The following is a 10,464-nucleotide window of genomic DNA, read 5'->3' on the forward strand; positions in this document are numbered from 1 at the left end:
GATTGTTAAAAAAGATTTCATTGCAAAAAAAAGTAACCAATTGTATTTAATTGTAAATTGGTAAACGGGTGGTAATAACAACTACAATGTATTAATCCAATTCACTTCTGATCATAATATCATTCCACCCGGTTTCAACATTAGTAAGGTCATCAGGCAAATGCCGGTTTGTATGGATCATCAGCAATGGTAATCTGTTTAACCTGTTCCCCTTGTATAACAAATGCTGTACTGCATAAACCTTTTCTGAATCATTTCAAATAACGAGCTATAAGTGTTGGCCCGGGTATCACAACTCAGGTAAACACCATGTTGACATAAACCAGGTAACCAATTTTATAATTTCCAAAAATTGCCATTATGGAACAAACAATTGCGCAAGGCGAAAAAATTGCCCTCACCAAAGAGCCCACCCCCGATAAGATTATGCAAATAGGAATGGGTTTCTGGCCATCCAAAGCACTGCTTACAGCTGTAAAGCTTAAACTGTTCACCCTACTTGCCGAAGGGCCAAAAACAGGGGCGCAAGTTAAGGAACAACTGAAACTCGAAACTACACAGCGGCATGTTTACGACCTGCTCGATGTGCTGGTGTCGCTCGATCTGTTGAAACGCGAAGGATTAACCGATAATGCCGTTTACAGCAATGCGGTTGAAACAGATATTTTTCTCGATAAAAACAAACCTACCTATATGGGCGGAATACTTGAAATGGCTAACAACCGCGCTTACAATTTCTGGGGCGATCTGGAAGAAGCGCTGTACACGGGGCTTCCGCAAAATGAAATCAAAAAGGGTAATATGCAATTCTTTCCTGAATTGTTTAAAGACCCCGCAAAGCTGCAGGAGTTTATGGATGCAATGAGCGGAATACAAATGGGCAATTTTATGATGCTCGTAAGTAAATTCGACTTTGGCCGATTCGATACACTGGCCGATATTGGCGGGGCCGATGCCACTTTATCGATACAAATATGCAATCGCTTCCCGAACATTCGTTGCATCAATTTCGATTTGTCTGCAGTAGCACCAGTGGCTGCCAAAAAAATCAATCAGTTTAATTTAAGCGATCGTATAGAGGTAGTGAGTGGCGATTTTATTACCGACATGCTGCCAAAGGCCAGTGTAATTACGATGGGGAATATACTTCATGGTGTCGATGACGAAGGAAAACAAATGCTGTTTGATAAAGTGTATGAAGCCCTGCCCGAAGGCGGCGTATTTATTGCCATTGAAAATATCATCGATAATGACCGCCGTGTGAACACATTCGGACTGCTGATGAGTTTGAATATGCTGATCGAAAACGGAAATGCCTTTGATTATACGATGAACGATTTTGAACAATGGGCCCAGCAAGCCGGATTTAAGAAAACAGAACTTATTTCCCTTGCCGGGCCGGCGAGTGCTGCTATAGCCTATAAGTAATAAGTTTTAAGTAATAAGTTGTAAGTAGTAAGCAGTAAGCAGGAAGTGGGAGAGTAACAAGTGGTGATGTGTAAGTGAATGAATAATAAGTGGTAAGTAAAAGTGGGCCTGGCCGGCTACTTATTACTTACCACTTACTACGTATTACTCTTTCAATAAAATTTGGAGCATATTGGGTGGCCATACTATCTTTGCACATGGCAACAAACAATAGTGCTCCTCAGCGAAAATCTCCTAAGTCAAATAAGTTTTTTGGTGAAGGTTTAACATTCGACGACGTTTTACTGGTTCCCGCCTACTCACAGGTTTTGCCCCGGGACGTAAACATCCGCACCTTTCTTACCAAAAATATTCAGTTAAATATACCCATGTTATCGGCCGCTATGGACACGGTAACAGAAGCTAATCTGGCCATTGCCCTGGCCCGTGAAGGCGGTTTGGGCATCCTGCACAAAAACATGAGCATTGAAAAGCAGGTAAGTATGGTACGAAAAGTAAAACGTACCGAAAGCGGATTGATCCTTGACCCCATTACCTTAAATGAGGATGCAACTATTGGCGATGCCCAGCGGCTGATGAAAGAAAACCGGATCGGCGGTATTCCTATTGTTGACAGCAATAAAAAACTGGTAGGTATTTTAACCAATCGCGACCTGCGTTTTCAATCTGATTACAAACGCATAGTAAGCGAGGTGATGACAAAAGAAAATCTGATCACCGCTCCTGAAGGAACCGATCTGAAAAAAGCTGAAAAGATCCTACAACAATATAAAATTGAAAAGTTACCGGTTGTTAAAAAAGACGGTACCTTATTTGGCCTGATCACCTACAGAGATATTCTGCAGGTTCAAAGCTTTCCCAATGCCGTAAAAGATTCATACGGCCGTTTACTGGTTGGCGCAGCACTGGGCATCACCCGCGATTTGCTCGATCGTGCGGCAGCCCTGAAACAAATAGGTGTTGATGTGGTTTGTTTAGATAGCGCTCATGGCCACAGTAAAGGCGTGCTCGATGCATTGAAAACACTGAAAAAGAACTTTAAAAAATTACAGGTTATAGCCGGCAATATAGGAACCGCCGCAGGGGCAAAAGCCCTTACCGATGCAGGCGCCGATGCCGTTAAAGTTGGTATCGGTCCAGGTTCTATTTGTACTACACGTATCGTTGCAGGCGCAGGTATTCCGCAGGTCACTGCTATTATGGAAGCCGCTTCTGTTTTGCATAAACTGGGCATTCCCTTAATTGCCGACGGTGGTATTCGCTATACCGGCGATATGGTTAAAGCGCTGGCTGCGGGTGCCAATATAGTTATGATGGGAAGTGTGTTTGCCGGTACCGAAGAAAGTCCTGGTGATACCATTATTTACGAAGGAAGAAAATTCAAACAATACCGTGGTATGGGATCGCTGGGTGCTATGAGCCAGGGAAGCGGCGACCGCTATTTTCAGGATGTTGAAGATGATATTAAAAAATATGTACCCGAAGGTATTGAAGGCCGGGTGGCATTTAAAGGAAATTTAAGCGAAATAGTTTATCAATATGTGGGCGGATTAAGAGCGGGCATGGGCTATTGTGGTGCAAAAGATATTAAAGGATTGCAGCAGGCGCAGTTTGTTCGCATTACCAATGCCGGTATGAAAGAAAGCCACGCACACGATATAGAAATTACAAGAGAAGCACCGAATTATAGCAGGTAAAATTGTTACAGGTTACAGGTTACTGGTTACAGGGGATCCACGTTTTGGTTGTATTATGTTGTTTGGAATCCCTGCAACATGTAACTTGTAACCTGAAACCTGAAAATGTACCTTGATATTTAAATTCATTCCTGATGAAGTTGCTCCGGTTACTACTATTTCTATTCATTCTTCACATTTCACTTTTTACAGCCGGTCAACCCGATTCCTGCCGATTACGCATCAGTTTACTTACCTGCACTCCGGGCTCAGCGTTGTATTCCACATTCGGACATACTGCTTTACGTGTAACCGACAGCGCCCGTGGTTTCGATATCGTATACAATTATGGTACTTTCGACGACCGTGATCCGAACTTTTACGTAAAGTTTACCAAAGGCATCATGCGATATGCGCTTTCTGCCTATTCATACCAGGATTTTTTGTATGAATACAGCCTCGAAAAGCGCGGTGTTATTGAGCAAAACCTGCAATTGACCTGTGCCGAAAAGCAACGTCTGTTTATGGCGCTGCAGGAAAATGCGCTGGAACAAAACCGTTACTATAATTATTATTTTCATACCGATAACTGCACCTCCCGCGCACGGGATATGGTGGTGCAAAAAACCGGTGCAAAAATAATTTTAAATAATATTTTACCTGCTGAACCGCCTACCTACCGGCAACTTATTCATACCTACCTGAACAAAGCCGGCCAATACTGGAGCAAACTGGGAATTGATGTGCTATTGGGCAATAATCTCGATGAAAAGGTAACCAATGAACAGGCCATGTTTTTGCCCGATTACCTGATGATGGGTTTCGACAGCGCCGTTGTTAACCAGCATGTACTGGTGAGCGAAAAGAAAATAGTGCTTCCGGCAGTGGAGGTGCCTCAGTCATCATCGTGGTTTACGCCGTTTGTTTTTTTTACGTTGTTTTTTGTGATTGTTACCCTGTTATCGTTCAAAAAAAGCAAATGGGCACAACGTACCTTAAATATACTCGACAGCCTGTTTTTTTTATTTACCGGTTTTATTGGAGTGCTTATTGTAACGCTCTGGGCCATACGTGTTGATACCGTTTGCCGCGATAACTTCAATTTGTGGTGGGCCCTGCCAACCCATTTTCCGGTAGCTTTTGTTGTTTATATGAACAAAAAATGGCTGCAACAATATTTTCGCATAGTGCTGGCACTGGCTTTGTTATTTGTATTGTGCTGGTGGCTGCTTCCTCAGCAGTTCAATGCAACTGTAGCGCCCATACTGGGTATTATAATTGTGCGTAGCTTTTTCAGAGGCAATCTCACGCTGAAGCAATTGGCAAAAGACAAAAAGCAATTCGCTAATAAGTAATAGGCAAAGCATAACAACTGTTGCCGGTTTCCAGTTGCCGGGTTTCCCGGAAACCAGGAACCGGTAACCAATAGAACTTTCGTAAATTGAGCCATGGCAAAAGAGAACAATATCCTGATTAATGATCAGCCTGTATTTTATCGTGTTGAAGGAGAGGGGCAACCCGTGGTACTGTTGCATGGTTTTGCCGAAGACGGTACCGTTTGGGAAAATCAGATTGAATATCTTAAAACAAAATTTCAACTGATCATACCCGATTTGCCGGGCAGCGGCAAATCGATCGGCAGCGAACAACTGGCCATGGGCAATGTACAGGTTATCGGTGCGCCACAGGCAGGCGATGGATGGGATAACTTCGGGCAACAATGGTCAATGGAGTACTTTGCCGAATGTATGGGCGCTATTCTGGATCAGGAAAACATTGCCGAAACAATCATGATAGGCCATAGCATGGGCGGTTATGTTACGCTGGCGTTTGCCGATAAATACCCCAACCGGTTGAAGTCGTTTGGATTATTTCACTCCTCAGCTTATGCCGATAGTGAAGAAAAAGTTGCCGCCCGCCGGCGTGGTATTGAGTTTATTAAACAATATGGCCCGGTTAAATTTTTAGAACAATCCATTCCCAATCTTTTCTCATCAGCATTTAAAAAGAAGGACCCCGCCACAATACAGAAAATACTTACCCGTTTTACCAACTTTACGGCGCAATCGCTCGTAAATTACTACGAAGCCATGATTCGGCGCCCCGACCGTACACATGTATTGAAAAATTTCCCCCGGCCCATTCAATTTATTTTAGGAAAATACGACACGGCAGTGCCGTTTGAGCAGGGGCTGCAACAATGTTATATGCCCGGATTGTCTTATATTCATATACTTGAACATGCTGCTCACATGGGAATGTGGGAAGATCCGTCCCGGAGTAATGCTTTTATTGAAGATTTTTTATTGCATGGTAAAATTGACTAACGAATACTGTGCTATATACCAGCTGACTGATGAGAAGAGCCCTGGCGATAGTTGTTTTTTTGTGTGGAACAATCCAATCCCTGTTTGCTGAGCATATTAAGGGAGGGGAAATGTTTTATGAATATCTGGGGCCTTCCGGTAGCAATAATTCGCAGTACCGGGTAACTTTAAAACTGTACATCGATTGTAATGCAAACAGTCCCGGGCAACTGGATACCGAAATAAGACTTACGGTTTTTGATAAAAGCAATAATGCACAGGTAGGCGTTTTTAATGCCGGTACTACCGGCGATCAGTTCCTGCGTTTCGATCCCGCTTCGAATCCCTGTATCAGTAATCCGCCTACAGATGTTTGCTACCGCGTGCGATCCTTTAGCACTATCATTGTTTTACCCATCAATAGCAGCGGTTATGTAATTTCATATCAGCGTTGTTGCCGCATCGATAACATTGTTAATCTTGTTCCGCGCAGTAATTCAGTGGGTGCTACTTATTTGTGCGAAATTCCGGGAACCAACACATTACCCGATGCCTACAAAAATTCCAGTCCGCGTTTTTTGCCCAACGATGCCACTGCCATTTGCCGCAGCAGTAATTTTACGCTGAGCTTTGCCGCTACTGAACCCGATGGAACCGATAACCTGGTTTATACTTTTTGCAGTGGTTTTAAAGGCGCATCTACCAATGATCCCAATCCGCAATCTTCAGCATCGCCGCCTTACATAGGGTTAAGCTATCAATCGCCCTTTGGTGGAAATGCACCTCTGGGCGGACAGGTGACCATCGATTCAAAAACCGGACTTATTTCGGGCATCGCTCCGGCAACCACGGGGCAATATGTAATTACCGTTTGTGCTTATGAATACCGGCAGGGCGTATTGATCAATATTCATCGTAAAGATGTTCACGTAAAAGTGTCGGATTGTATTCCGCTCGAAGCCGTTTTAAAACCGGATTACTCCTATTGCGACGATTTTCTGGTAAACTTCAAAAACGAGCAGGCCAATCCATCGGGCTCGGTATACACCTGGGATTTCGGCGATGGTACGCCGCCTGATACAACTAACGATCTTGAAGGCCGTGTGCAACACCAGTATGCCGATACAGGAACTTATAAGGTTAAACTAAAAGTGGTGCTGGCAGGGCAGTGTGAAGACGAAACAGTAACGCTGGCAAAAGTATATCCCGGCTTTTATCCCGGCTTTAAAGTGCAGGGCACCTGTGTACTGTTGCCGCTGCAGTTTATTGATCAGACCACCTCAAAATATGGCAAACCCAATAAGTGGACTTGGGACTTTGGTGACGAAACAACTACTACAGATGTTTCGACCCTACAAAACCCCAGCTGGAAGTACAGTACAACCGGTTTAAAAACAGTAACGCTTACGGTAGAAAGCGATAAAGGCTGTGTTGCTACCATAACGGGCACGGCTGATGTAAGAGATAAGCCTCCGATTGCAATGGCTTTTAAAGATACCCTCATTTGCAGTATTGACAGTTTGCGGCTGAATGCGTCGGGCAATGGCGTGTTTTCATGGGCGCCCCTGTACAATATTCGCGATGAAAATACGCCAACTCCTGAAGTATGGCCAAAGATTACTACTACCTATGAAGTAACATTAAATGAAAACGGCTGCGTTAATAAAGATAATGTTCGCGTTCGCGTGGTTGATTTTGTTACGCTGGATGCAGGCGCCGACAGTACGATTTGTTTAACCGATACTATACAACTACATCCACAAACCGATGGATTGAAGTTTGAATGGACGGCTAGCTTACCGGGATACATAAATGATCCGAATGTTAAGCAGCCACTGGTAGGACCAACCGCTACCACTACCTATCATGTTGTGGCGCATATCGGAAAATGCAGTGCGCAGGACGATGTTACCATTCGAACCATTCCTTACCCTGTTGCAAGGGCCGGCGCCGATACGTTGATCTGCTACGATGATACCGCCAGTTTGCATGCCGGTATGGTTGGTTACCGGTTTACCTGGAGCCCGGTAAGTACACTAAGTGATCCCAACAGTTTGAGCACGCTGGCCTGGCCCAAACGAACAACTTCCTATGTTTTAAGTGTGTGGGATACGCTCGGCTGTCCGAAACCAGGTCGGGATACTGTAATAGTAAATGTAAAAAATGAGATCATTGCATTTGCAGGTAACGATACCAATATTGTTGTTGGTCAGCCGCTGCAATTAAATGGGAGGGGAGCCGATTTATATGAATGGCAACCGCCCTTGCATCTCAATCGCAATGATGTGGCGAACCCGATCGCCATGCTCGATGATAATTTTTCGTACCAGTTGAAGGCTTATACCGCCGAAGGTTGTTACGACCTCGATACCATCAATATAAAAGTATTTAAAACACTTCCTGATATCTTTGTTCCCAATGCCTTTCGACCCGGTAGCAACCGCAATAATTTGTTACGGCCAATTCCGGTAGGCATTGCCAAACTTGATTATTTCTGCGTATTTAACCGGTGGGGACAAATGGTATTTCAAACCTATAATCCCGAAATAGGGTGGAATGGCTCGGTGGCAGGCAAACCACAGGATACCGGCACTTTTGTTTGGATGGCACGTGGAACGGATTATACCGGCAAAGTGGTGATGCGAAAGGGATTTGCTGTATTGTTAAGGTAAGTTAACCAGTTAACAGGTTAACAAGTTAACTGGTTAACCGGTCAACTGATTAACTTGTTTGCAGATTTCATCTTACTTTGCGTTCTCAATACTCACCATTCATGAAAACAGTATTCATCACCGGAGCTACATCGGGGTTTGGTAAGGCTATGGCCGAAAAATTTGCATCCAATAATTATAATGTGATCATTACCGGCCGCCGGGCCGAGCGCCTCGAAAACCTGAAGCATGAACTGATTGCAAAATTCAATGTTCAAGTGCACCCGCTTGTATTTGATGTATGCGACCGTGAGGCTGTTTTTAATGCAATAGAACAATTGCCTGTTAGCTGGAAAACAGTTGATATTCTGATCAATAATGCCGGACTGGCGTTAGGAAGAGATCTTTTTGAAGATGCCGATTTGAACGACTGGGAAACCATGATCGATACTAACGTAAAAGGGGTGATGTATGTAACAAAAGCCCTTTTGCCCTACATGATCGAAAGAAAGCAGGGACATATTATCAACATCGGATCCATTGCCGGCAAGGAAGTATACGAAAGAGGAAATGGATACTGTGCATCAAAATACGCGCTCGACGCCCTTTCGCAATCGATGCGGGTCGACCTGCTGAAACATAAAATTAAAGTTACTGCCATTCACCCCGGAGCGGCCGAAACCGAATTTTCGATGGTCCGTTTCAAGGGCAATACCACTGCTGCTGATAAAATGTACGAAGGTTATCAACCACTTACAGCTACCGATGTGGCCGAAGTGGTTTACTTTACCACCACAGTGCCTCCGCATGTTTGTATTAACGACCTCAATTTAACCTGTCTGGCGCAGGCCAACTCTTTCTACTTGCATAAGTAGTTTTTTTCTTTTCCAAAGTTCATAGCTTTCACAAAGGTTAAATTTTGGAAAACTATTCGGCAGGGCGAAAATCTGGATAACTTTTTGCCAACATATTTCGATTTTAAATAATTGGAATGTGAAAAGGTATAGGAGTACAGGTAAGCCCTTAAATCGCTGGTATATAATGTATTTAGTTAATGCGATAAGTGTTAAATCCACTTGCATAAACCGATACTTTGTGTACTTTTATAATCGCGACGTATTCCAAAATCCTGCTTAAAGCCAAATTTCTATGTGCAAATCCCTATGCGCATGCCTGACCGCATGCATTTTATCACTATGCACCCTATCCTTGCGTGCACAGAACGACGTAATCAAACTTCAGAGTTGCGAAGGCAATCCCTATCAGCAAACAGTTGACAGTTTAAAGAAAGCCTATTCATCGCAGGGTTTTGTGTTATTGCGCGAAGCTTCGGTTAGTATGGAAAGCGAATACGAAATGCCCGTTGTATTGCCCATGCAGGCCGGCACCGTTTACCAGTTTGTTTTTATCGGTGATCCCACTTCAAAATTGTATGAGGTACGCATGTATGACTGGAACGAACGTCAGGTTGTTTACAAAAAAAATCAATGGGGCGATGTAGATGGCAATATCATCAGTTACACTTATGTTCCTCAGTTCACCGAATACCACATGATTAAACCGGTGCAGGTAAACAAGCAAAAAAAGAAATTGTGCGGTTATGTAATGCTGCTGAAAAAGCCTGAGCCAACGGCACAGCGATAAATTTATGGTTAAATAGCCGGAAGCCTGTTATTCAATAATTATTTTTTCAATTTCAGCGCCAACTTTTAATAAACTGAGATTTTGAAAAGCGGCCATTAATTGGGAATGCCCATCCTCAAATGGTTTTCCATGAAAGTCCATAATGCCCAAAACCTTATTCTCACCATTGGATGCCGTTTTCCCGGTTTCATTTGTAAATTCAGATATATAGGTTTCAGTAATGCATTCATGAAAAACATCCTGAATTTCCCTGACAGCTATTTCATCAATTTGATCTTTAAAGCAAACAGTTACTCTTAAATCGGGATATAACGTATAGTCATACTCAACATCAAATATCAGATTGTACTTTTCTTTATCAATAGTTTTCCCGGGCTTAATGTGTTCCAGAAATTCATCTCTTTCAAAATCCTTACACCATCCAAATTCGATATTTGATTTATCAAAGAAAGTTGCGTTGGTTGCATCAGGCAAATTGTCGGGATTGGCAGTTTTCCACCAGGCAGTTATTGTTGTAGACAAAGAATTGGGAGCTATTACATCAACCAATCCAAAAGCATAGCCATCCTGTATTATAGTTCGCATTTCGGTCATCCCAACATACAAACAAAATTTATTGTTATCAGGCACTCCAAGCGCTAAATAAAAATTTTCAGCTAATTGGTCAGCCATTTCTTTTTGAAAGGCTGTTGAAAATTTTGCAGCCTCGCCGCAAAACGTTGCCCATCCATGATTTTTCCATTCCATAGTAACTGTCAA

At 43.2% G+C, this 10,464-nt stretch carries 8 protein-coding genes; 7 read left to right on the forward strand and 1 reads right to left on the reverse strand.

Annotated elements, in window-relative coordinates:
* The first annotated feature begins 360 nt into the window (after window positions 1-360).
* From AC59IL_RS34910 to AC59IL_RS34940, 7 genes are all read left to right on the forward strand, one after another.
* Complete coding sequence (locus tag AC59IL_RS34910) at window positions 361-1,428, forward strand: methyltransferase (RefSeq protein WP_496556886.1); 1,068 nt, start codon at window positions 361-363, stop codon at window positions 1,426-1,428.
* Between the two features lie 197 nt (window positions 1,429-1,625).
* On the forward strand, window positions 1,626-3,125 hold the full coding sequence (gene guaB, locus AC59IL_RS34915) for an IMP dehydrogenase (RefSeq protein WP_496556887.1): 1,500 nt from the start codon (window positions 1,626-1,628) through the stop codon (window positions 3,123-3,125).
* 134 nt (window positions 3,126-3,259) lie between these two features.
* A complete protein-coding gene (locus tag AC59IL_RS34920) occupies window positions 3,260-4,459 on the forward strand; it encodes an Lnb N-terminal periplasmic domain-containing protein (RefSeq protein ID WP_496556888.1) in 1,200 nt (399 codons plus the stop codon).
* Between the two features lie 93 nt (window positions 4,460-4,552).
* Window positions 4,553-5,431 carry an alpha/beta fold hydrolase gene (locus AC59IL_RS34925; RefSeq protein ID WP_496556889.1) on the forward strand — a complete coding sequence of 293 codons (879 nt, stop codon included), beginning with the start codon at window positions 4,553-4,555 and terminating at the stop codon, window positions 5,429-5,431.
* 29 nt (window positions 5,432-5,460) lie between these two features.
* Entirely contained in the window at window positions 5,461-8,082 is a 2,622-nt protein-coding gene (locus AC59IL_RS34930) for a PKD domain-containing protein (RefSeq protein ID WP_496556890.1), read from the forward strand.
* Window positions 8,083-8,183: 101 nt separating this feature from the next.
* Window positions 8,184-8,936 (forward strand): SDR family NAD(P)-dependent oxidoreductase, encoded by a 753-nt coding sequence (locus tag AC59IL_RS34935; protein ID WP_496556891.1) that lies wholly within the window; start codon window positions 8,184-8,186, stop codon window positions 8,934-8,936.
* Between the two features lie 334 nt (window positions 8,937-9,270).
* Window positions 9,271-9,705, forward strand: coding sequence for a hypothetical protein (locus AC59IL_RS34940; protein WP_496556892.1), 435 nt, complete (start codon window positions 9,271-9,273; stop codon window positions 9,703-9,705).
* Between the two features lie 27 nt (window positions 9,706-9,732).
* Here AC59IL_RS34940 and AC59IL_RS34945 read toward each other — a convergent pair whose 3' ends face one another.
* A complete protein-coding gene (locus AC59IL_RS34945) occupies window positions 9,733-10,452 on the reverse strand; it encodes a hypothetical protein (RefSeq protein WP_496556893.1) in 720 nt (239 codons plus the stop codon).
* Between the last annotated feature and the right edge of the window lie 12 nt (window positions 10,453-10,464).

The organism is Niastella sp. sgz303648 (genome assembly GCF_059587045.1).